This is a genomic window from Laspinema olomoucense D3b (assembly GCF_025370785.1).
Classification (GTDB): Bacteria; Cyanobacteriota; Cyanobacteriia; order Cyanobacteriales; family Laspinemataceae; genus Laspinema; species Laspinema olomoucense.
The window spans coordinates 113169-132334 of the sequence record NZ_JAMXFA010000005.1 but is presented as its reverse complement, the minus strand read 5'-3'; the positions used below and the strand labels follow the sequence as shown (position 1 = coordinate 132334).

The 19166-nt window shown below is 47.4% G+C and carries 23 protein-coding genes and 1 riboswitch; of the genes, 9 read left to right on the top strand and 14 right to left on the bottom strand.

What is annotated here, in order from left to right:
• Positions 1-333: 333 nt before the first annotated feature.
• A complete protein-coding gene (gene psb30, locus NG792_RS05115) occupies positions 334-510 on the bottom strand; it encodes a photosystem II reaction center protein Ycf12/Psb30 (protein WP_435387564.1) in 177 nt (58 codons plus the stop codon).
• A 234-nt stretch (positions 511-744) separates the two neighbouring features.
• Here psb30 and NG792_RS05110 point away from each other — a divergent pair, with 234 nt between their 5' ends.
• The 3 genes from NG792_RS05110 (at position 745) to NG792_RS05100 (ending at position 2157) form a co-directional block, all read left to right on the top strand.
• Complete coding sequence (locus NG792_RS05110) at positions 745-1122, top strand: YkgJ family cysteine cluster protein (protein WP_044196983.1); 378 nt, start codon at positions 745-747, stop codon at positions 1120-1122.
• A gap of 131 nt (positions 1123-1253) precedes the next feature.
• Positions 1254-1736: a TMEM165/GDT1 family protein gene (locus tag NG792_RS05105; RefSeq protein ID WP_261234759.1), complete on the top strand. Its 483-nt coding sequence runs from the start codon at positions 1254-1256 to the stop codon at positions 1734-1736.
• An 82-nt stretch (positions 1737-1818) separates the two neighbouring features.
• Positions 1819-2157, top strand: a complete 339-nt coding sequence (locus tag NG792_RS05100; RefSeq protein ID WP_261197401.1) for a TMEM165/GDT1 family protein — start codon at positions 1819-1821, stop codon at positions 2155-2157.
• A gap of 94 nt (positions 2158-2251) precedes the next feature.
• Here NG792_RS05100 and NG792_RS05095 read toward each other — a convergent pair whose 3' ends face one another.
• Positions 2252-2767 carry a DUF4149 domain-containing protein gene (locus tag NG792_RS05095; protein WP_261234758.1) on the bottom strand — a complete coding sequence of 172 codons (516 nt, stop codon included), beginning with the start codon at positions 2765-2767 and terminating at the stop codon, positions 2252-2254.
• A gap of 343 nt (positions 2768-3110) precedes the next feature.
• Between NG792_RS05095 and queC the strand changes: the two genes are divergently transcribed.
• Entirely contained in the window at positions 3111-3827 is a 717-nt protein-coding gene (gene queC / locus NG792_RS05090; RefSeq protein ID WP_261234807.1) for a 7-cyano-7-deazaguanine synthase QueC, read from the top strand.
• Between the two features lie 749 nt (positions 3828-4576).
• Positions 4577-4765 (top strand): ribbon-helix-helix protein, CopG family, encoded by a 189-nt coding sequence (locus NG792_RS05085; RefSeq protein WP_261197399.1) that lies wholly within the window; start codon positions 4577-4579, stop codon positions 4763-4765.
• A 72-nt stretch (positions 4766-4837) separates the two neighbouring features.
• On the opposite strand, the gene NG792_RS05080 is transcribed toward NG792_RS05085, so the two are convergent.
• Together NG792_RS05080 and NG792_RS05075 are read right to left on the bottom strand one after the other, a co-directional pair.
• Positions 4838-6565: a hemolysin family protein gene (locus NG792_RS05080; RefSeq protein WP_261234757.1), complete on the bottom strand. Its 1728-nt coding sequence runs from the start codon at positions 6563-6565 to the stop codon at positions 4838-4840.
• Between the two features lie 168 nt (positions 6566-6733).
• Positions 6734-7462, bottom strand: a complete 729-nt coding sequence (locus NG792_RS05075) for a hypothetical protein (protein WP_317619493.1) — start codon at positions 7460-7462, stop codon at positions 6734-6736.
• Positions 7463-8318: 856 nt separating this feature from the next.
• Here NG792_RS05075 and ltrA point away from each other — a divergent pair.
• Entirely contained in the window at positions 8319-10112 is a 1794-nt protein-coding gene (ltrA, locus tag NG792_RS05070; RefSeq protein ID WP_261234756.1) for a group II intron reverse transcriptase/maturase, read from the top strand.
• A gap of 184 nt (positions 10113-10296) precedes the next feature.
• On the opposite strand, the gene NG792_RS05065 is transcribed toward ltrA, so the two are convergent.
• Positions 10297-10701 carry a hypothetical protein gene (locus tag NG792_RS05065; protein ID WP_261197396.1) on the bottom strand — a complete coding sequence of 135 codons (405 nt, stop codon included), beginning with the start codon at positions 10699-10701 and terminating at the stop codon, positions 10297-10299.
• Between the two features lie 94 nt (positions 10702-10795).
• Between NG792_RS05065 and pyrE the strand changes: the two genes are divergently transcribed.
• Positions 10796-11416 carry an orotate phosphoribosyltransferase gene (pyrE, locus tag NG792_RS05060; RefSeq protein ID WP_261197395.1) on the top strand — a complete coding sequence of 207 codons (621 nt, stop codon included), beginning with the start codon at positions 10796-10798 and terminating at the stop codon, positions 11414-11416.
• Between the two features lie 152 nt (positions 11417-11568).
• Here pyrE and NG792_RS05055 read toward each other — a convergent pair whose 3' ends face one another.
• From NG792_RS05055 to NG792_RS05045, 3 genes are read right to left on the bottom strand one after another with little or no spacing between them, the layout of a single operon-like run.
• Positions 11569-11895: a type II toxin-antitoxin system RelE/ParE family toxin gene (locus tag NG792_RS05055; protein WP_261234755.1), complete on the bottom strand. Its 327-nt coding sequence runs from the start codon at positions 11893-11895 to the stop codon at positions 11569-11571.
• Positions 11895-12164, bottom strand: coding sequence for a ribbon-helix-helix domain-containing protein (locus tag NG792_RS05050; RefSeq protein WP_261234754.1), 270 nt, complete (start codon positions 12162-12164; stop codon positions 11895-11897). The genes NG792_RS05055 and NG792_RS05050 overlap by 1 nt, the downstream gene beginning before the upstream one ends.
• A 10-nt stretch (positions 12165-12174) precedes the next feature.
• Complete coding sequence (locus NG792_RS05045) at positions 12175-12363, bottom strand: hypothetical protein (protein ID WP_261234753.1); 189 nt, start codon at positions 12361-12363, stop codon at positions 12175-12177.
• Between the two features lie 54 nt (positions 12364-12417).
• On the opposite strand from NG792_RS05045, the gene NG792_RS05040 reads away from it, so the two are divergent.
• The gene (locus NG792_RS05040) at positions 12418-12666 is read left to right on the top strand and encodes a DUF4160 domain-containing protein (RefSeq protein ID WP_261234752.1); all 249 of its coding nucleotides are present in this window, start codon (positions 12418-12420) and stop codon (positions 12664-12666) included.
• Positions 12667-12678: 12 nt separating this feature from the next.
• A complete protein-coding gene (locus NG792_RS05035; RefSeq protein WP_261234751.1) occupies positions 12679-12972 on the top strand; it encodes a DUF2442 domain-containing protein in 294 nt (97 codons plus the stop codon).
• Positions 12973-13117: 145 nt separating this feature from the next.
• Here NG792_RS05035 and NG792_RS05030 read toward each other — a convergent pair whose 3' ends face one another.
• The 6 genes from NG792_RS05030 to thiC form a co-directional block, all read right to left on the bottom strand.
• A complete protein-coding gene (locus NG792_RS05030) occupies positions 13118-13360 on the bottom strand; it encodes a type II toxin-antitoxin system HicB family antitoxin (protein WP_261197390.1) in 243 nt (80 codons plus the stop codon).
• Between the two features lie 236 nt (positions 13361-13596).
• Positions 13597-15144 carry an adenylate/guanylate cyclase domain-containing protein gene (locus NG792_RS05025; RefSeq protein WP_261197500.1) on the bottom strand — a complete coding sequence of 516 codons (1548 nt, stop codon included), beginning with the start codon at positions 15142-15144 and terminating at the stop codon, positions 13597-13599.
• A 263-nt stretch (positions 15145-15407) separates the two neighbouring features.
• The gene (locus NG792_RS05020) at positions 15408-16799 is read right to left on the bottom strand and encodes an FAD-dependent oxidoreductase (protein WP_261234750.1); all 1392 of its coding nucleotides are present in this window, start codon (positions 16797-16799) and stop codon (positions 15408-15410) included.
• A 97-nt stretch (positions 16800-16896) separates the two neighbouring features.
• Positions 16897-17250 (bottom strand): DUF5615 family PIN-like protein, encoded by a 354-nt coding sequence (locus tag NG792_RS05015; RefSeq protein ID WP_261197388.1) that lies wholly within the window; start codon positions 17248-17250, stop codon positions 16897-16899.
• Positions 17247-17483 (bottom strand): DUF433 domain-containing protein, encoded by a 237-nt coding sequence (locus NG792_RS05010; RefSeq protein ID WP_261197387.1) that lies wholly within the window; start codon positions 17481-17483, stop codon positions 17247-17249. Before NG792_RS05010 ends, NG792_RS05015 begins: the two co-directional genes overlap by 4 nt.
• Positions 17484-17543: 60 nt before the next feature.
• The gene (gene thiC, locus NG792_RS05005; protein WP_261197386.1) at positions 17544-18917 is read right to left on the bottom strand and encodes a phosphomethylpyrimidine synthase; all 1374 of its coding nucleotides are present in this window, start codon (positions 18915-18917) and stop codon (positions 17544-17546) included.
• 6 nt (positions 18918-18923) lie between these two features.
• A riboswitch (TPP riboswitch) is annotated at positions 18924-19019 on the bottom strand.
• Positions 19020-19166: the final 147 nt, after the last annotated feature.

Genomic DNA, 19166 nt, shown 5'->3' with positions numbered 1-19166 from the left:
ACAAGGATTTCCAGAACCCTACAGTAAGCCCTGGGAGTGAGCACAAAGCAAGACTCCACCGGAGTCTTACTGGAGCCATTCTCCCAGGATGTTTGTGCAGGGGTGAGTTTCTAGGCGCTGCCTTGGGAATCAAGGGTCCTAGACGGGACTCCAGAGGGAGAACCTCTCAAGGGGACGCCGAAGCTCAAGGACAAAACACTGCAAGGCGCAGGGTTTGACACAAAAATCCCCACTTCATTGGCGATCGCCCTTATCTAAGCTGGGATTGTGACAAAAAAGCCCGAACCAGCAAGCGCTACAAAGTTCATGCAGCGGCGATTCGAGCCAATTTTGTTACATATCGCCGCCGCGAAATGCCAGCAAAAAGATCACAACTGGACCCGCAATCAAGATCAATCCCACGAAAGTGAGTTGAAGAATTACTTCCAGATTGAGGTTACTTGCAAAATTACTTAAAAAATCCATTTCTCCTCCCAACGGTGCCTGTCCTGAGTAGATATCTAAAACCAACAGCGCTTTACCCTACTCCCAATGGGAGAGGGGATTGGCCGCACTGTAAATCAAAATCCGCATACAATCTTACAAGTGAATGGCTCATGTTTTTAAGGAAGTTTACAAAAATCTGAAAAAAGATGAACCTAGACCGGGTTTTTCTGTGACCCCGGGATGGAGACTCCCCTGCGATCGGGGAGTAAAAAGCGCTATTGTGAAAAGGCACGAGGGTTTTATATGGGGTGTTTAACCGTGGCGAGTTGGCGTTGTGTCAAGCAGTGTGGAGCGTGCTGTCATCTGGATCCCGAGGAACGTCCGGAGTTAGCCGAGTATCTATCCCCGGAAGAGTTGGCCTTATATCTGAGTATGGTTGGACCCGATGGATGGTGCATTCATCTGGATCAGCTTAACCGGGAATGTACGATCTATGACGATCGCCCCCGTTTCTGTCGGGTTCTCCCCGATGTATTTGAGGAAATGTACGGCATTGAACCCGAGGAATTAGACGAGTTTGCCATCGAATGCTGTCAGCAGCAAATCGAGGCGGTTCACGGCGATCGCAGCTTGGAAATGCTCCGGTTTAATCAAGCCGTTGGGGTTTCCCTACTGGAACTGCCCCCCCTAGATTAAGCCCGTTCTCTGTTTGCCCGATTTCTATCTCCTCCCTCCTATTCCTCTGGGTAGAGGCCAGGACTCTAGGGACCTTCTCCTCTACCTTTCGGTTGATTTTTGGGAGGAGAGTCGGGAATAATGAAAGAACAATGAAAAAAATACAGCGGTTACCCTCCATGCCAGCAAACACTTCTTCTGTCAGCGATGCGACCGAGACCCTTACCCCCTTGTCTCCCGTCCCCTCCGATGCGGAAGCCTGCCTAGAACGCGCTCTAAGCCTCCCCCCTTCCCTAGAACTCCCCCCCACCCCCTCACTCCAGACTGCACCCAAAACCCGAACCCCTAAAACCCGTAAGGGAGGCTGGAGTGTTTTCGTTTCCACCTTCGTCACCATTTTCCTAGCTGAATTAGGGGACAAAACTCAAGTCGCCACCCTGTTAATGACCGCTGAATCCCAATCTCCCTGGATTGTCTTTGCCGGTGCCGGTTCGGCATTGGTAGCTACCAGCTTATTAGGGGTCCTCCTCGGTCGCTGGTTAGCCACTCGCATCTCCCCTAGAACTCTCGAAAAATCAGCGGCAGTGGTCCTGCTGTTTGTCTCTGCAATGCTGGTGTGGGATATTCTTCATTAAAATTAACTCTTCAGAAAAGCCCCACCCTTTTCCTCGTTTCTTTTTTCCAGACCCTTTTAAACATCAAGCAGGATAGCAGACAATGGACTGGCAACTTTTCGGCGTAAGTTTTATCACCATCTTTTTAGCGGAATTAGGAGACAAAAGCCAAGTCGCGGCGATCGCCCTGGGTGGTAGCTCCAAATTCCCCAAATCAGTATTTTTCGGAACCGCTGGCGCACTTCTTTTAGCGAGTTTATTAGGCGTTTTAGCCGGAGAAGGGGCAGCCCACCTCCTTCCGGCTCATCTCCTCAAGGCGATCGCCGCCCTGGGTTTTGCCATCATTGCCCTGCGTCTGCTGTTCGCCAAACAAGAAGAGGACGAAGAAGACTCTTCCTCCGAAACCGAAACCCCCGCAATTGCCCTCTCAGACCCCGATTAAATCGGCGTAAGTTTTGCCTCAACCCCAGCATACGCAAAAAGCCCCCAGATACCTGGGGGCTTTTTGCTAACTTAAAATTCCTATTCCAAAACCCTTATGAAGCGAGGTGTTGTTGTTGATTGCGATACATCCAACTCAGCAAAATGCCACTGCTGCCCAGCTTGAACAGTTCCAGCAGCCAATACCCTTGCTGCATTTGATTCATGCCCGAGGGAATCCCTTGGACCGGCTCAAATACATTCAGTTGCATCGCTAAAGCGCTCATCTGCGGAGTCAAGCTATAGGTATCAATCAACACGACGAATAGCAGAATAACGGATAGGATAATAGCAGGAATAGTCCACTTAGGGTTAAATTGATGCCGTTTAACCACCGTGAGAATTCCCGTCAAAACTAACGCGGCACATAATAATTCAATCCGATTAAACATCCCAAATAGCAGATAACCGGCGGAAGCAAACCCGGCTGCTTTCATCATTCCTGCGGCATACATACTCGGCAGAATGACCAGATCCAGCAAAAGGCAGGCACTCAGCCAAAACCCCAGGCTTAATAAAACAATGGTTTGCCACATCGGTTGTTTGTTTGTAACCGTCGGATTAGTTGCCATAAAATTTCCTCTACCGCTCCGTCTTTGTTTTTAGCTTAACGAATCAGCAAAGGAAAATCCATAAAGTAACATTTCAAAACGATACAAAATGTTACTAAAATGAAGGGAATTACCCAAAAAAATGTAAACATTTATTGCAGGCGGTCCAACCGGGGGGAGGACTGGGGCTGACAAGAGTAGGTGTTTTCCGTTCAGGGTCATTACATTAACTGCACCTGATGGTCCCCTCTCCAAGAATCAGGGGAGGGTTAGGGTGGGGTCCACTCCGCCTTTGGTAAGGAGGAGAGGGGTCCTCGGACCGGGAGGGAGGTGCAGGAGCGATCGCATTCCACTCCCTGCCAGAATAGTACAAAAGGCTAACCTAGAAAAAAGCGTGAAAGCAGTTATTTTATTATCCGGAGGATTGGACTCCTCCACGGTGCTCTACCAAGCCAAAGCCGATGGCTGCACCTGTTATGCAATGTCTTTTGATTACCAACAACGGCATCGCCGCGAACTGGAAGCGGCAAGGGCGATCGCCCAATCCGCTGGGGTCGCCGAACATCAAATTGTCTCCTTTGACTTGCGGCAGTGGGGAGGGTCCGCCCTCACCGACGACAATATCGAACTCCCCTGCGATCGCTCCTTGGAGGAAATGGGGCAGAGTATTCCCATCACCTACGTTCCTGCTCGAAATACCATCTTTTTGAGCTTTGCTCTTGCCTACGCCGAAGCCACCAATGCCAGTCGGGTTTACATTGGGGTGAATGCGATCGACTATTCGGGCTATCCCGACTGCCGTCTTGACTACATCCAAGCGATGCAGAATGTCTTTCGACTCGGGACGAAACAGGGAAGAGAATCGGAGACAACGGAGATTGTCACCCCGCTGATTGAGCTGAAAAAAACCGAAATCATCCAACTGGGGAATCGCTTAGGGGTCCCCTGGGAAAAAACCTGGTCTTGTTATGCCGGAGGCGATCGCCCTTGTGGCGTCTGTGACTCTTGTCACCTAAGATTAGCCGCATTTGCAGAATTAGGATTAACGGATCCCCTTCCCTACCTTCAACAGGGTTCGTGAACTAAACTCACCCTGAATCTGGCCAATATTGAGGGGTTTTAAAAGGCGATCGCTCTGCCTTGACAACCGGATTGGGTATAAAAACCACCTGATGGTCCCCTCCCCTGGCTCTGGGTCCGGGTTAGGGTGGGGTCCCCCCCTCATAGCTACTCATCCGGAATCCGGTACTGATAGTCTCCCGACTCGACTTTAAAGCAATCCAACCCCTACAAAGAAAGCACCCAGAAACCGGGTTTTTGACTTCAATTTTCAAGGGGAACTCATCTCCCGCTTAAAAAAGCCGCTTTGAAGAAATAGTATTCCTTCCCACCGCTTGAAAATGTTGAACGAGACAAACCCCCGAGGGAATCTGGAAAAACATAGCCCGAGCTAGGCAATCTGCTGCAATGGCAAAAGAGGAAAACCATTCCTTAAGATAGAGGGTTGCCTTTGTCAAAGGATCTAAAATATTAAAGTCTAAAGCCTGAATTAGGTAGGAAAGCCCAGACCCGGTTGGTCCGAGCCCTCACCTTTCTGAAATGCACTGCCCGCTTGGTTATCCGCTTGAATCGGTTGGCCTGAAAAGCCACCTCAAAAAGGAGAGTTTTATAGGGTTATGGACCCCTGAGACAGAGCTTCCTCTATCTGGAGAATCATAATCTACTCTTTCCACTCTAACTTTTTTTTAAATTATCATCTTCCTCTGGTTTGTTGTCATATTCTCAGCCTAATTGTTAACCTATAATTATTGTAGCAACGATAGGAACGACATGGCTAGAGATTATATGCTTCGGATTCGGTTAAATACTCAAGAATTAGACCGCCTGAAAGCAGAAGCTGAACGGCGTGAACTTTCAATGTCAGAAGTAATTCGAGACTACATTAAACGAATGCCTAAACCAAAAAAAGGTTCAGATGGATTATTAGATGAAGTTCCCACGCCAGCAATGGTGGAATGAAAATTTCTGTCCGAGCAGAAGATTTTCAGAAAGATAACATCTTGAATTGGATCAGGCGCTTAAAAACGACTTCTAATGAGCATCAAGATCTAAATCGGGTGAGGAAGAGGGGAGTGCCTCCTCATCCTCATCCTGATTCTCATCGTCATAGAAATCGAAATTCTGTGAAGAAGACAGGAGCAATTCGTCCTCCTCCAAATCGAAATCGCGGGATGCAGAGGAGGATTGTTGCTCAGACTCATGGAGATGGAAATCCGCTCCTGACGAAGAAGACTCCTGCTCAGGGGTATTCAGCTCTAAATCTGGGGGTAAGGAGTCAAACGAATCGAGGTTAGAGGAGATAGAGTTCGTCAGTTCTGGACGATAAATCCGAATTTGGTTCAAACGAGGGCCTTCCGTAGAGACCACCGTAAATTCCAAATTATCGTAGAGGAGGGTTTCCCCCTCCGCTGGGATTTTTTGGAACTGATAGAGGAGGAAACCACCCAGGGTTTGGTATTCGTCCGTGAGGGGTAAATCAAAATTGAGCAATTCATTGACTTCTTCCAAGTTCATTTGAGCTTGGACCATCCAAGTTTGCTCATCGATCATTTGGATGGTTAACTCTTCAGAATCGGAGAGTTCGGGGCCCTGGCCAATAATTTGAGCAACTAAATCACTAATGGTCACTAAACCGGCAGTCCCGCCAAATTCATCCACGACCATGACCATCGGTCGTTGCGATCGCTGAACGATCGGCAACAACTCGCTTAAAGGAGTATATTCGGCAACGAACCGCGCCGGACGAATCCAGGGTACTAGGGGAGTATCTGGGGTCAGGAGTCCCTGAGCTAAAGGTCCGGCCAATTCTTTAAAATAGACGATGCCGCGAACGTCGTCTAAGGATTCCCCGATCACCGGATAGCGGGAGTGACCCGTAGTCACCACCTCATTGAGCAACATTTGAAAGGTGGCATCATAAGAGATCCCATGAATGCTCGTCCGAGGCACCATTACTTCCCGAGCACAGACTTCCCCAAATTCAAACACATTATTGAGCAGTTCTCGCTCCTCGGCTTCTAATCCTGTGGATTCGCGTTCTGTGGCGATAATGAGCTGTAATTCTTCGGGAGTGATGCGATTAGACCAAGCCTGAGCGTTAAAGCGAATACCCGCTAGACTGAGTAGCCAGCGGGTGGAGCGGTCTAAGATCCAGATAAAGGGGTGAAAAAATCGGGCGATCGCCAAACTCGGGGGACCCAGGAGTCGCGCCAGTTGCTCAGAATAGAGCAAAGCCAAGGTTTTGGGACATAATTCCCCCAGGACAATTTGCAAATAAGCCACGATTAAAAAAGCGAGGGGGATTGCCAGTCCATGAGCGATCACCTGTGCAATATCCGGCCTAATCGGCAACCCGACGATCCATTCGGCCACTAAAACCGCCATCGTATTTTCCCCAATCCAGCCCAGGGCTAGACTGGAGAGGGTAATCCCTAACTGAGTCGTTGAGAGCAGCCGCTCAATATTGCGATGGAGATGCTGGACAATTTTGGCTTGAAGGTCGCCATTATCGGCCAAATGATTAATCCGCGATCGCCGTACGGAAACGATCGCAAATTCCGTAGTCACGAAAAAAGCATTAATGGCGATCAGTCCAAATACCGCAAGCAAGCGCAGTACGATATCTTGCCCGGTGTGAAGGGAACTCCCCGGGACCACCACCGCTACATCATTGGCGATCGCACGGCTTGAGTGCCATCCCACGACTCCCAGGGTCACCATTCCACCCACCGCAGAAAAATAGCTTAAAGAACGCACCACTGCAACTCATCTTGAAACATTTGGATTACCCATTTTAACGTTGAGCGCTTGGCACCGGAACTTGAACTCCGAGAAATTACTCGGGGTCCCGATGCCAGAACATCCCCCTAACTTAAACCCGATGCTAGGGTTGGTTAGTTGCTCTGTATCCGCACATGAGTCTCCCGTTTATTGCACCGGAATGTCGGACATTTTGAGCTCAAGCTCCTGATCCGGATAATCCGTCAGGGTTAACGACAGCTTCTGTGCATTGTCTAACAACGCTGTGGGAATGCTGACGGTCCCCGAATAGCTCTCCTCGCTGGGGGACAAATCTCCCGGCAATCCTTCCGTTGTGGCACTGAGCGATCGGCCCTTATCATCAGTCACATTCAAGAAACTGTAAAGAAACTGTACCGATCGCGAACTCTCATTCTTTAAACTAACATCCAGCACCAGCGAGGACCCTTCTCGCCGCACCCCGGTGACTTCCAAACTGACATCCTGGTCCTTGGTGGCGATGGGAAACCGCTCGTCTTTCTTCGGTTCTTCGGCAGCTTTGGCTTCTTCAGACTCCTTGGCTTCCGGTTTTGCCGCTTTCGTTTCAGCGGATTCCGGTTCCACTTGTTTGCCCGAGATTCTCGCCTTGACGGTTTTGATTACTTCGTCTTCCTTCAACAGCTTCAGCCCTTGGCCCTTACCTGTCGCCGGGGTTTTGGACTCTCCCGAGGTATTCGGACGAACATCAGGCTGAGTTACTTCCTTGAGCGCAGCTTTGCCTAACTCTAATCCCAGGGAGGCACTCAAGGCACCCGCGCCAAACATCATGGATAACAGCAAAAACGTGAGGATGACAGTGGGGTTGACTTTCATAATGCTTTTTCTTTCTCTTATGCGATCGCCGCAATACCGACTCATTGTTCTAGCTTCAAGAGTACCTCGCCTTTCCCGGGGGGAAAATGACACCAGCCCTTGACAAGCCCAGGCATCTCGATTTTAATCCCTATTTTTTTTATTCCATCACGTTCTGAGCCAATCCGTTCCCCGCTTGCCTCCCACTGATTTTTTCTCCCGTTACCCTTCCCCCCTAGACAGGTTACACCCCTAGGGGTTAGAATCGTCAGTCAGAGTCTGTTGCTTGCTCCAGAATTCCGACTTTTCGGATTCATTCTGAACGCAAAATTTTCCCACGACTCTGCCATGAGTCTGCTACAATCAGTAAAAAAAGACGGCAGTTGGCCGAGCGGATGAGGCAGCGAACTCAGTGCGACGCGACGCTTGCTACACATGAAGGTGAAAATCCTTCCTCCCAGTCCATCGGGAGACTCCAATACCCGGTTCCTGAGACTAGCAAACTCAGGGATTAACAAGCCAGGGTATAAATCCCACCTAGTACCGGAGACCCCCGGGAAAGAACGGGAGAGGGAGGCAATATGGGGAACGAAAGTGAACCTCCGCATAAAAGCTGGTCAGATGCACCAGGGTAAGGGTATGCACCCCCTGGGTTCAAAAGAACAAGAGAGTAAGGAAACTGAGCCGTGAGTAGCTCAGAGATGGCCCTAAAACACTCTCCCGGCTAAAGGAGGCCCCTAAGTTGTCAAGATGTGAAGAGAGATAAGCGGGAAACCTGCTAATTCCTCCGACCCTAATCAAGGGGTTCCAGCTAAGGAACGGAAGGACAGGTGAAGGAACCTACAAAAAGCCAAAGCCCAGAGTAACGCCTGGGATATGCAGAAAGGTAGGTAGCTAGGAAAAGTAGACCAGATGAGTAGTTATGTCCAAGGTGAAAACGGAATGGTCACAAATAGATTGGGCGACAGTCCAAACGAAAGTGGCGAAACTACAAACTCGAATCTATGAAGCATCAAAAGATGGAAACACCGCCTTCAAGGTAAGGTTGCAGAAAACCCTAATAACCTCTTACTCGGCCCGACTCTTAGCAGTCAGAAGAGTAACACAGGAAAACAAGGGAAAAGCCACAGCAGGCGTAGATGGAATCAAGAATCTTGACCCATCAGAACGCCTAAAACTGGCAGAAACCTTAAGCCTGGATGGTAAGGCTACTCCCCTTTTAAGGGTAGAAATCCCCAAACCGGGCCAGAAGGAGACGCGACCTTTAGGTATTCCCACCATAGAGGACAGGGCGAAGCAGGCTCTAGCCAAATTAGCCCTAGAACCTGAATGGGAAGCCAAATTCGAGCCTAACTCATACGGATTTAGGCCCGGAAGAAGCTGCCACGATGCCATAATCGCAATCGAACTGCAAGTCAGACGTCAAAGTAAATACATACTGGATGCTGAGCTTAAAGGTTGTTTTGATAACATCGACCATGAGGCGCTAATAGGTAAGTTAAATACCTTTCCGATCATGGAAAACCAGGTAAGAGCATGGCTCAAATCTGGAATCATGAAAGGAGACGTATTTTACAAAACCGAATCAGGGACCCCACAAGGAGGCGTCATTTCACCCTTACTAGCCAACATAGCTCTCCACGGGCTTGAGACACACATAGCAGACAAATTCCCGACATTCCGCACCCGCAAAGGGCAAGAAAAAGGGAAAATGAAAGAATGGAGTGAAGCTAGAACAATAAGGTACGCAGACGACTTCGTAATCCTTCATGAAAAACTAGAAGTAATCCAGGAAGCCAAATCCGAAACAGAAAAATGGTTAGCAACAATAGGGTTAAAACTCAATGAGAATAAAACCCGAATAGCGCACACCATAAAAGAAGTTGAAGGTCAGAAACCAGGATTCGATTTTCTAGGGTTCAACATCCGAAGTTATGAGGTAGGAAAACATAAATGCGGAACTAACTCACATGGAAAGAACCTGATGCAGCGAACAAGGGTTCAACCGTCAGAAGAATCCATAGAAAAATTCCGCAAACAGGTAAAAACCATACTAAAAACGGGACAGAGTATGCCCCCAGCAGAAATGCTAAAAAGGCACAACTGGTTCGTAAGAGGATGGGCAAACTACTTTAAAACAGGCGACAGTTCAGGCGAAATCTTCAGAAAGCTGCAACATGATTTGTACCCAGTCTACTTAAATTGGGGACAGAAAAAGTTCGCTCAAAGAGGAAACGGTTACATTGCAAGCAAGATTTTTCATAAATCTAAAACTTCAGCCTGGAATTTCGGATGGAAGGAAGGTAATCATCTACACTTGGCGGTAACTCTATACGAGTTTGACTATGAGCAGCACATCAAAGTACAAGGGACAAGAAGCCCCTACGACGGAGATTGGGTGTTCTGGGCAAAACGCAGAGGGAGCCACCCTTTATGTCCAAAAGACATAAAAAGGGGATTAAAAAGCCAAGAATGGAAATGTTCACACTGTGGGCTTCCGTTTTATGTAGAAGACCCAATAGAGGTCCATCACATCGACGGCAACAGGGAAAATAATAAAAAGACCAATAAAACATTGGTGCACCTGCACTGCCACGATGAAATCCATAACATGATGCGGGGCCAGTCCCAAAGGAACTCCCCACCTAGCTTAAAGCCGGATACATTGAAAGGTGTAAGTCCGGTTTGGCAGCCGAGCTTAGAAGGTAACTCCTAAGTTCAGGCAACTAATTCGCCTTAGGCAGGTTCAACTCCTGCACTGCCGATTAAACAAGATAACGGGAATCAGAAACGAACCCCACCTCTTCTGGGCGATCGCCCAGAAGAAATTCCCAACTCACGTCAATTTCACGAGTTCCCCCCTTTCTCGGGGCAGTACATCAACTGCCCCAAATTTTTACTTACCGCAGGGGCAGGATTTCATTTTGAGGATTAAAAGGGATCCCACTTGGGGTATAACTGGGCATCGTCTGCAAAGACTCGTTAAACGGGTTCGTCAAATCCCGGGTTCTAATAATCGGATCGCTAGAGGTTTGGACTTGCAGGACCGACTCATAGAGCTTGTGTACCCGTTCCGCATCCCGTTCCGCATCCCGTTCCGGGTAAGTCATCGGCAGCAGATAAGTGCCGATTTGGTCAAAAATTGAGCGATTCTGGTAAAACGTATCAGAACTACGAAAGAAAGCCCGCTCAAATTGTTCAGCAATGCTTCCCGGTTGACTTTGGGCGACTGCCTCGGGCGTCCCCACCACAGACGCGCCTAGGAGTGCCAACACCCCGATCGCGGTTTTTAACTGGAGTCTCATAAATTTTCTCCTCACCTTTTGGCTCGATATTAGCTCAACTTCCACGATAAGATAATTATCGGCTGAAATTTTCCTCCTGTCACTACAATTAACCATGACCGAGATTACTCAAGGATTGGATGAGACATCGGTCTCAGTTCACCCTACCGATTTAAACGACCAACGCCAACAGCTTCTGGACTTACTCTGCCAGTTAGCCTATCGCGAGGGGGACTTTACCCTATCCTCCGGCCAGAGCAGCCGCTACTATATCAATGGCAAACAAGTCACTCTACACCCCATCGGTGCACTCCTCACGGGTCAGGTGCTATTCTCCATGCTCTCCCCAGAAACCCTAGGCGTGGCAGGGTTAACCTTGGGCGCTGACCCGATTGTAACCGCTGTTAGCGTCGTCTCGGCCTACGAAAACAGACCGATTCCGGCCCTAATTGTTCGCAAAGAAGCCAAGGGACATGGCACCCAAGCCTATATCGAGGGACCCGAACTGAGTCCGGGGACCCAGGTTGTGGTCCTAGAAGATGTGGTCACTACTGGGGCCTCGGCCATGAAAGCGGTTCACCGTTTGCGCGACGCCGGGTACAAAGTAGAGGAAGTGATTTCCCTAGTCGATCGCGAACAAGGCGGAGCAGAATTGTATCAAAAAGAGGGATTAAAGTTTCGCGCCGTCTTTACCATCGCCCAGATTCAAGCTCGCTATCAGGAGTTAGGATTATAAGTGAGAGAGGAGCGGGGATTTGAAGTAACTTTGAATTAGAAGTGAATGAGGCGATCGCCTGTAGAACAATAGGCGATCGCTCTGTCTAGAAAAAGGCGATCGCATTTCTCAAAACCCCGAAACCAATTTAGCCTTGGATATTGTCAAAAGCTTCAGTCCTCCTGCTCTTCATCATCTAAAATAGCCTCAATATCCCTTGCACCATGAATCACCCGGATAATTTCCACGCCAGTATCGGTAACTCGGTAAAAAACCAAATAGTTCTTAAAGCCTTTAATTGCTTGCTGCCGAACATCTGCCAAACGAGAATTAGAAAATTGGCAGATTTTTCCCATCCCGGGCATTTTTCCCAGTTGCTGAAAGGTACTTTCTGCCGCCGCTAGAAAGCGATCGGACGCATCCAAGCTATCTTCGGCGATGTAGGTAGCCAAATCTATTAAATCCCGGATGACTTGCGGGCGTTTACTAACGTTGCTCATCACTCCTGAGTTGGGTTAGACCGTTTGGCTAATCTCTCCCGTACTGCTGCGCGAATATCTTGCCAATCTTGCGGTGCGATCGCCGTTGCAGTTCCGGATTCGAGACCTTCCAACAACAGAGTTTCCAGCCGTTCGGTGGCTTTGCGCTTTTGGTCTTGCCGTACCAACTCCCGGAAATACTCGCTCAGGGTGCTATATCCCTCCGTTGCCACAATCTCTTCCACATACGCTCGCATCGAGTCAGGTAAAGAAATGTTAATACTTTTCATCACTGTCAGTTCATAAACTTTCTGACTCGATTATGGCAGTTTTTGCCAGTTTTTGCCATTGTGAGGGATTGGCCGTAGGATTTGGGGCGATCGCTAGTTGCGGGTGTCGAGAAGGATTGTCTTGCTGAGAGAAAAGTCGCTGTTTCCAGAACCCCTGAGAAAGGCGATCGGTCAAAAATGGGTTCTGCTCGAATGTCATGATACCCTTTGATTTGGGTACAACAATCTTTATCTCGTCCTTGAGAAAACCTTTATGCCAGAAGTTACCCGATTTTACGAAATCATCATCAAAATTTTCTTTGGAGATCACCCACCTCCTCATTTTCACGCAGTTTACAGCGAGTACAATGCTTTGGTCGGTATTGAATCTTTACAAGTTATTGAAGGAGATTTACCGAATCGGGCTGAAAAGATGGTATTAGAATGGGCAATTTTGTATAAAGAAGAACTTTTGGCTATGTGGGATAGCCAACAATTTAGGAAACTTCCTCCATTAAAATAAGGATGAATTGTTATGAACATTTTTCGGATTTTTTCTGCTAAAGCTATTGGTGATCGCCTCTTACTGGTTCAATTTACTAATCAAGAATGGCGAAAATATGACATCACTCCTTTATTGGAAAAACCAATGTTTGTACCATTAAGCAATCCAGGATTTTTCAAAAATTTCAGAGTAGATTTGGGGGGTTATGGACTGGTGTGGAATGACGAGATTGATATCAGTGAATATGAACTGTGGCAAAATGGCATCCATGTTACAGAGGAAGAACTTGAGCAATACAGTGAAGTTGTTAATGTTGCTCCATGAGAAATACGGATCTGTGGTTAAGAGGCGATCGCATTTCTGAGATTTGGGGCGATCGCCTGGAGTATCACAACCCGATTGTTTCCACAAAACGTCAGTGAATTGTCCAATGTTATGTTTAAAAGTTGAATAGGTCCAAATGGCGGCCTTAAGCGACCTCTTGTGGTGGAGTTAGATCAATGCCCTCAATAGATGGGAGGTTATGCTGTAATCGCAATCCTAAGATAATCCAACCTTCCAAGACCTCCTGCAATAAGTCTCTACAGGATTCCAGGGTTTCGGCATTAGCATAGACCCCAGGAAACCCCGGAATTTCGCCGTAAAACGTATCATCTTCAAGCAACTCATAAGTGGCCCGGTGCATAGCACTTTGGATGTATTGAGTCAGCATTTTTGGGGGCAAGTTGATTTTTATCAGGGTTAGCCAAAAGTCAATCTGTGCCTATTATAATCTACAATCGCCCTCCTGCCGACAAAGGGGAGGAAACTGTGGGAAAAAAGAGGCGAGCGCCTGTAGCCAAATAGGCGATCACATTTCTAAGAAAAAGGGTGATCGCTTTGTGTGGTACAATAGGCAAGCTGTAGTTGGGGGTGTTAGAGGCGATCGCGAACCTGATGGAGAACCGTTTAAAGAGTAGACCCATTTCTACCTGTGAGAAAATAGGTTTTCATTTCTCCTTTCCCTTTAATATCAATGACACCGCGTTCCTCAAACTTATACTTATCTTGCAACAACTGATAGGTGGTTTCAGAGATTTGAATTTTTCCCGTTATTCCGTGGGATTCCATGCGGGAAGCGGTGTTGACGGCATCTCCCCAAAGGTCGTAGGTGAATTTTTTAATGCCTATGACACCAGCTACTACGGGTCCGGTGTTAATCCCAATTCGCAGGCTTAAATTTGTGAGATATTCGGCGTTGAACTGCCCGATCGCCTCTTGCATATCCAAGGCCATTTCTGCGATCGCTTCGGCATGATCGGGTCGAGAGAGGGGAACGCCACCGACTACCAGGTAGGCATCCCCAATGGTTTTAATTTTCTCTAATCCATGTTTTTCCGTGAGGCGATCGAAAGTGGAAACAATGGTGTTGAGAAGAGTCACCAATTCTTGGGGAGAAACCTGGGTTGAGAGTTCCGTAAATTTAACTAAATCTGCAAATAAAATAGTAACCGCGTCAAATTTTTCCGCAATTAGCCCGGGTTGTTCCTGAAGCTGTTTGGCAATGGTGGGTGGTAAAATATTTAAGAGTAATTCTTGGACTTTTTCTTGTTCCCGGCAAAGTGCATCTTCAGTTTCTTTTCGTTGGGTAATGTCATGAAAAAATACAGAGAGTCCCTCATAAGATGGAAAAACCCGAACTTCAAAGCAGCGCCTGGTGATGGGAGAACAGTCTTCAAAGGTGACGCTGACTTGTTGCGCTGCGGATTTTCGATACTCTCGTTCAAACTTAGAACCCACAGTTTCGGGCAATTCTTCCCAGATAATTTTCCCCAGCAACTTTTCAGGTTCTCGCTGCAAAATTTCTCCAACTTTTTGATTAGCATAACTAAACCGCCATTGGCGATCAACTGCGAAAAAAGCATCGGTCATATTTTCCAGCAAATCGACAATTTGGGCATCGGTGGCCCGAAGTTTGGCTTTGGCGTCTTTTTCTCGGTCAATTTGACGTTCTAAGCGTTTAACTTGGAGTCGTAATTCCATTTGGGCGATCGCCTGTCGTCCTAACAATCGTAGTCCTTCCAATTGTTCTGAGGTGAGATGGCGCGGAATGGTATCAATGACACACAGGGTTCCCAAAGGAAATCCATCGGGGGTAACAACCGGCGTTCCCGCATAAAAGCGGATATTCGGATTAGAAGTAACCAGGGGATTTCCGACAAACCTCTCATCTTCTAACGCATTTGGAACTACGAGAATATCATTGGGATTGAGAATCGCATGAGCGCAAAAGGCCAGATTTCTGGGGGTTTCGGAAGCATCTAAACCTACTTTGGATTTAAACCATTGACGATTGGCATCAATCAAACTGACTAAGGCAATGGGAGTCCCGCAAATTGAAGCAGCTAAGGCGGTTAAGTCATCGAATGAGTCTTCAGCATCACTATCTAAAATGCTATAGCGGTAGAGAGCTTGTAAGCGTTCTTCTTCATTATCGGGTAACCCTGCCGGTTGCATGGAACGCGGGTCCAAAGCCCGCTTAAACTTGGGGATAAAAAATTTTAACGGCAGGAAGGCGACGCTCCACTTCATGATTGTTTTGAGAATTTTGAAACCAGATTTTTTTCTCTCTCTTCGCTGATTTTCCTGACGCCGATGGGGGGTTGACATTTTTGGCTGTTTTTCACGCTTGACTCAGTAACCGCTTGGCTATTTTAGCTGTCGGTACTGGTTAGATCTTACCCGATCGCGTTGAGAGTTGAGGGGTATTCAAGAGGTATTTAGGGATTAATCACGCGTTTTGCCTCCCGAATGCCGGAGAGGTAAGCGCCATGTACGGTGGCGGGATAGTCGCTAGAGGTGGCTTCTCCAGCGAAGAAGAGGCGATCGCCGATAGGTTCAGCCAAGATATCGCGATCGCCACTCTCTCCCCCGACGGCAATATGAGAGTAAGAGCCAAAGGTAAACGGATCCTGACTCCATCGCGTCACGATCATGCTTTCGGGTTCAGGAATGCGATCGCCATAACTCCGTCGCAACACCCCCATCAGTCGTGAGCGAATTTCTCCCTCAGAAAGTTGTTCAATCTGCCGAGCAAAACTACCCCCCGTCAAAGCCATTAATGCGGGTTTTTGAGTATAAAATGCCAAATTTAAAAATTCAGAAAAATCTGGAGGCTTTTCATGGAGATAGTCCAAATTCTGATAGTCTTCAGGCCAAAATTGTTCCGAAAATTTTAAGATTACTTTATTTAAAACTCCCATAGTCAAGCGATTGATAGCCGCTTGTTTATTTTCCGGTAATTCCGGGGAAAATTTGATAGAGCCGGATTTCAAAACCCCCAGGGGTAAGGTCACGATCGCCGCATCTGCCGTAAATGTTTCCCGTTCCGTCGTGACAGAAACACCGGAATCGGTGTAACGGATTTCAGTCACTTTTTGTTGCAACTGAATCTCCAGATTATTCGCTAATCCCGTGATAATTTTGTCATATCCTTGAGGAAAAAGATAATCTTCCCCGTCAAATTCTTCTCCCTCATCTACATACCAACTGGAGAGACTCTCTAAATCTGCTCCAAATTCCGTTACAAATTCAGAATTGAATGCCCATTCAATCAGTTGAGATTGTTGAGGGGTAAGGGTTTGGGCGGCTAAAACTTGTTGTAATGCGGAGGCAATAGAAAGGTCCTGTTCGGAGTTTTCCGCTAGAGATGCAGCTTGATCGCGAATTTGTTCGTAGACTGCGTAACTGACCTCCAAATCGCGATCGCTAATCGGATTTCCCTGGCTGTTGTATAGTATAATATTATCAAAATCCGTGGGTAAGATGGGAATTTGCCATTCTTGTGCTAGAGTCGTAATGGGATTGCCCGTAATTCCATGAATCCAGGATGCCCCCAAATCCACCGGAAACCCCAGGGTGCGACTGGTGTGAATTCGGCCACCAATGCGATCGCGTCCTTCCAACACCGTTACTTGAAACCCCTGTCCCTGAAGTTCTCGCGCTGCCGCTAAACCCGCAATTCCGGCCCCAATCACTAACACTTTTTGCGGTGAAGATTGAACCTGATTTTCAGAACAAGCTAAACTCAAACCCAGGGTACTAGCAAACAAACTCAACTGAAGGAACCGACGGCGGTTAAACAACCATTTCACCGGAGGGATGGGGGACATAGGTATTTAAGCAATAAATGGAAAGTTGAATTTATAGCCTTATTTTCAATAATTAATTAAACACTCTTTTTTCATCAACCGTTGTTTTTCGGATAGCTTATTGATGAATGATGAGGGCATCTCGACTAATTTCGATATAGCTGTGATTTTCTAAAAGAGTCGTAATTTGTTCCAGGTTGTTTTGAAATAAATTCTTTAATTCACTATTTTTAATATTTCCAGTAGAAATCAATAAAAGTTTATACGGCTGTTTTTGGAGCAAGAATGACTCAACAAAATCCGCATCTTTACTAATTAAAATTCGCTGTTCTTGAAGTGACAAGGTGTTCAAGTCAGAGTCAGGGGTAGAATTGTTCTGGGGTAAATCGCTGGTATGAATGGCATCATAACCGGCACTTTGGAGAAAACGAGCCAACTGAAGGGGGAGTTGAGCATCAACTAGAAATTTCATGATGCTAGGGTATAAACTCGCTTAATCTGACTTAAACGCGCCGCAAAAAGTAAGGCGGATAAAATATCGGCTTCTTCCAAGTCTTCATAATCGGCTAAAATCTCAGCATGGGTCATGCCGGAACTGAGAAGTTCTAGTAAAAATTCCACCGGATAGCGCAACCCTCGAATACAGGGTTTACCATGACAAATTTCTGGATCAATGGTGATGCGTTGTAAGGGGGAATTATCCATGATGAATCGCTGAATAAAGGATTTTATAAGGTGGGCATTGCCCACCTTACTATTCTACTCTTAACCTTGAGTCACAGGTTCTTTCGCTAAGAACTTCTCTAATTCGGTTAAGGCGTCGGCGTCTACTTTGGTTTGCATTGGGCAGAATTTAGGCCCGCACATGGAGCAGAATTCGGCAGTTTTGTAGATGTCTGCCGGGAGGGTTTCGTCGTGATATTCTCGCGCCCGTTCTGGGTCGAGGGAAAGCTCAAACTGGCGGTTCCAGTCGAAGTTATACCGGGCGTGAGATAGTTCGTCATCGCGATCGCGTGCTCCAATGCGATGCCGTGCGATATCCGCAGCATGGGCGGCGATTTTATAGGCGATTAGCCCATTTCGCACATCTTCGGCATTTGGTAATCCCAAATGCTCTTTCGGGGTGACGTAACATAACATCGCCGTTCCGTACCATCCCGCCATCGCGGCCCCGATCGCCGAGGTAATATGGTCATATCCTGGAGCAATATCGGTGACGAGAGGACCGAGAACATAGAAAGGTGCTTCGGAACACTCTTCCATTTGCTTTTTGACGTTAAATTCAATTTGATCCATTGGCACATGACCCGGACCTTCAACCATCACCTGCACGTTATGTTCCCAGGCGCGGCGAGTGAGTTGTCCCAGGGTTTTCAGTTCAGCGAGTTGTGCTTCGTCAGAGGCATCATGTTGACAACCGGGACGGAGGGAATCGCCTAAACTAAAGGACACATCGTATTTTTTGAAGATTTCGATAATGTCATCGAAATGGGTATAAAGCGGATTCTGTTTGTGGTGATGCAACATCCACCGGGCCAAAATTCCGCCGCCACGAGATACAATGCCGGTAATTCGGTTTCTCACTAAGGGCAGATGTTCAATTAAAATCCCCGCGTGAATGGTCATGTAATCCACACCTTGTTGGGCGTGTTTTTCAATGATGTGGAGAAAATCATTAGGGGTAAGATTTTCCATGTTACCATGCACGCTTTCTAATGCCTGATAAATGGGGACAGTGCCGATTGGAACCGGGGAGGAATTAATAATGGCGGTGCGAATTTCGTCAAGGTTTCCGCCACCTGTAGACAGGTCCATGACGGTATCGGCACCATATTTAACGGATAGTTTGAGTTTGTCTAATTCTTCGTTAATATCAGAAGAATTAGGGGAGGCCCCGATATTGGCATTCACTTTACATTTGGAGGCGATACCGATGCACATCGGTTCCAGGTTGAGGTGGTTAATGTTGGCGGGGATAATCATCCGTCCTCGTGCCACTTCGTCCCGAATCAGCTCAACGGGGAGGTTTTCCCGTTTTGCCACAAAGTCCATTTCTTCGGTAATGATGCCTTGTCGGGCATAGTTCATTTGAGTAACATTACTCTGGCCCTGACGTTTGGCAACCCATTCTTTTCGCATTTTGAAGTCCTCAAATAACAGCTTCCCTCCGCCGGTATTACCCGGACTCAGGTTCTAAGGGTTTGTTCTCAGCCCTTTGCTCGGACACCCCTAGCTCAATTTCGGATTCTATCACTGTTTGTAGAGAAGAGTGATTTGGCTTAAAAATCTTTACAATTCGCCGGGGTCTGCGGGATGTCCAGCCGGAAGACAACAGGGTTTGTTGAGGAGTTCTCTGCCTGCTTTGTAGCCAATTAGGGCCAGTAACCC

Bases quoted from the DNA above. Each gene is read 5' to 3' on its own strand.
- NG792_RS05085 (WP_261197399.1), top strand. From the start codon at position 4,577: ATGGCTAGAGATTATATGCTTCGGATTCGGTTAAATACTCAAGAATTA.
- NG792_RS05020 (WP_261234750.1), bottom strand. From the start codon at position 16,799: ATGTCCCCCATCCCTCCGGTGAAATGGTTGTTTAACCGCCGTCGGTTC.
- NG792_RS05100 (WP_261197401.1), top strand. From the start codon at position 1,819: ATGGACTGGCAACTTTTCGGCGTAAGTTTTATCACCATCTTTTTAGCG.
- NG792_RS05030 (WP_261197390.1), bottom strand. From the start codon at position 13,360: ATGCTGACTCAATACATCCAAAGTGCTATGCACCGGGCCACTTATGAG.
- ltrA (WP_261234756.1), top strand. From the start codon at position 8,319: ATGTCCAAGGTGAAAACGGAATGGTCACAAATAGATTGGGCGACAGTC.
- NG792_RS05025 (WP_261197500.1), bottom strand. From the start codon at position 15,144: ATGCAACCGGCAGGGTTACCCGATAATGAAGAAGAACGCTTACAAGCT.
- NG792_RS05055 (WP_261234755.1), bottom strand. From the start codon at position 11,895: ATGAGCAACGTTAGTAAACGCCCGCAAGTCATCCGGGATTTAATAGAT.
- NG792_RS05105 (WP_261234759.1), top strand. From the start codon at position 1,254: ATGAAAAAAATACAGCGGTTACCCTCCATGCCAGCAAACACTTCTTCT.
- pyrE (WP_261197395.1), top strand. From the start codon at position 10,796: ATGACCGAGATTACTCAAGGATTGGATGAGACATCGGTCTCAGTTCAC.
- NG792_RS05010 (WP_261197387.1), bottom strand. From the start codon at position 17,483: ATGGATAATTCCCCCTTACAACGCATCACCATTGATCCAGAAATTTGT.
- NG792_RS05050 (WP_261234754.1), bottom strand. From the start codon at position 12,164: ATGAAAAGTATTAACATTTCTTTACCTGACTCGATGCGAGCGTATGTG.
- NG792_RS05040 (WP_261234752.1), top strand. From the start codon at position 12,418: ATGCCAGAAGTTACCCGATTTTACGAAATCATCATCAAAATTTTCTTT.
- NG792_RS05035 (WP_261234751.1), top strand. From the start codon at position 12,679: ATGAACATTTTTCGGATTTTTTCTGCTAAAGCTATTGGTGATCGCCTC.
- NG792_RS05045 (WP_261234753.1), bottom strand. From the start codon at position 12,363: ATGACATTCGAGCAGAACCCATTTTTGACCGATCGCCTTTCTCAGGGG.
- NG792_RS05095 (WP_261234758.1), bottom strand. From the start codon at position 2,767: ATGGCAACTAATCCGACGGTTACAAACAAACAACCGATGTGGCAAACC.
- NG792_RS05015 (WP_261197388.1), bottom strand. From the start codon at position 17,250: ATGAAATTTCTAGTTGATGCTCAACTCCCCCTTCAGTTGGCTCGTTTT.
- NG792_RS05075 (WP_317619493.1), bottom strand. From the start codon at position 7,462: ATGAGTCGGTATTGCGGCGATCGCATAAGAGAAAGAAAAAGCATTATG.
- NG792_RS05065 (WP_261197396.1), bottom strand. From the start codon at position 10,701: ATGAGACTCCAGTTAAAAACCGCGATCGGGGTGTTGGCACTCCTAGGC.
- thiC (WP_261197386.1), bottom strand. From the start codon at position 18,917: ATGCGAAAAGAATGGGTTGCCAAACGTCAGGGCCAGAGTAATGTTACT.